This window comes from Myxococcus sp. RHSTA-1-4 (assembly GCF_020037125.1).
GTDB lineage: Bacteria > Myxococcota > Myxococcia > Myxococcales > Myxococcaceae > Myxococcus.
Genome location: NZ_JAIQDG010000106.1, coordinates 1 through 1,963, shown reverse-complemented (window position 1 = coordinate 1,963; position 1,963 = coordinate 1). Strand labels below are relative to the sequence as shown.

The following is a 1,963-nucleotide window of genomic DNA, read 5'->3' as shown; positions in this document are numbered from 1 at the left end:
ATGGTGCCCTCGGCGCTGCTGCGCCTGGACTCCTTCCCCCTCACCGCCAACGCCAAGGTGGACAGGAAGGCCCTGCCTGCCCCCGACTCGCGCGCCGAGCTGCGGCCCTTCGAGCCGCCCCGCACACCCACCGAAGAGAAGCTGGCCGCGCTGTGGGCCGAGGTGCTTCGCGTGGACAAGGTGGGCATCCACGACGACTTCTTCGAGCTGGGCGGACACTCGCTCCTCGCTACCCAGCTTGTCGCCCGAGTGCGCGCCGAGTTCGCAGTGGAGCTCCCCCTGCGCGCGCTCTTCGAGGCGCCCACCCTCGAGCGGCTCGCGATCAAGGTGGAGCAGTCCTCTCAAGCCACCGCCATGCCCGCGCTGCGGCTCGCTCCGCGCACCGGCGCCCTGCCCCTCTCCTTCGCCCAGCAGCGCCTGTGGTTCCTCGATCGGCTCCAGCCCGGTACGGCCACCTACAACATGCCCACCGCGCTGCGGCTCGAAGGCGTGCTCGACGTGTCCGCCCTGGAGCTCGCTTTCACGGAGCTGGTGCGCCGGCACGAATCACTTCGCACGACCTTCGGCGAAGAGAACGGCTCGCCCGTGCAGCTCATCCACGCGGCGAAGCCCTTCGTCCTGCCCATGGTGGACCTGAGTGGGCGGGAGGACGGCGAGACGGAGGCACTCCGACTGGCCCGGGAGGAGGCCGAGCGCCCCTTCAACATTGCTTCCGGTCCGCTGTTGCGCGCCCATCTGTTCAAGCTGGGGGACTCGCGACACGTGCTGCTGCTGACGATGCACCACATCGTCTCGGACGGCTGGTCCATGGGCGTGCTGGAGCGTGAGATGGCCGCGCTCTACGAGGCCTTCCATGCGGGTCAGCCCTCTCCCCTGCCCGAGCTGCCGCTGCAGTACGCCGACGTCGCCGTCTGGCAGCGCCAGTGGCTCCAGGGCGAAGCGCTGGAAGCGCAGCTGGCCTGGTGGCGCAAGCACCTGGAGGGCGCCCCTCGGGCACTGGAGCTGCCCACCGACTTCCCCAGGCCCTCCGTGCAGTCCTTCCGCGGTGCCTCGGTGCCCGTGCACCTGCCTCGGCACCTCTCCGACGCGCTGCGAGCCTTCTGCCAGAAGGAGGGCGTCACCCCCTTCATGGCCCTGCTTGGCGCCTTCCAGGCTCTGCTTTCCCGCTACTGCGGACAGCAGGACCTCCTCGTCGGCTCTCCCATTGCCGGGCGCCGCTTCGCCGAGCTGGAGGGCCTCATCGGCTTCTTCGTCAACACCCTCGCGCTCCGCTCCCGATTGGAGGAGGGCCTCTCCTTCCGGCAACTGGTGGCCCGCGTGCGCGAGGCGACGCTCGGCGCCTACGCCCACCAGGACGTCCCCTTCGAGAAGCTCGTCGAGTCCCTCGCCTCCAGCAGGTCGTTGGAGCGCTCTCCTCTCTTCCAGGTCTTCTTCGCGCTCCAGAACGCGCCTCTCGGCCCTACCGCGGAAACGAACCTCTCCATCCAGTCCCTCGCGGGTTTGGAGCCCGCCATCGCGAAGTTCGAGCTGGAGCTTGACCTCTGGGACTCGCCCGAGGGCTTCACCGGCTCACTCGTCTACAACACCGACCTGTTCCTGCCGGCCACCGCCGAGCGACTGTCCCACCTGTACGTCTGCTTCCTGGAGACGCTGCTCGATGCCCCAGAGCAGTCCATCCACCGCCTGCCCCTGCTCTCCGAGAAGGAGCTCCACGCCGTTCTCGTTGGCTTCAACCGGGCGCAGTCTTCCTTCCCCGGCGAGTCCACGCTGGTCGACGTCTTCTCCCGCGTCGTTGCGGAGCACGGCGGCTCCGTGGCCCTGGAGTTCGGTGCCCAGCGCCTGACCTACTCGCAGCTCGACGCCCGCGCCAACCAGCTCGCTCATCTGCTCATCGCGCGAGGCGTGCGCCCGGATGCGCCGGTGGCCCTGGCCCTGGAGCGCTCCGTCGAGCTCATCGTCTCCC

1 protein-coding gene is annotated in these 1,963 nt (G+C 69.3%); it reads left to right on the top strand.

What is annotated here, in order from left to right; genetic code table 11:
• Window positions 1-1,963, top strand: a 1,963-nt coding sequence (locus K8638_RS44105; protein ID WP_223760796.1) for a condensation domain-containing protein, incomplete at both ends; no start/stop codon positions are given.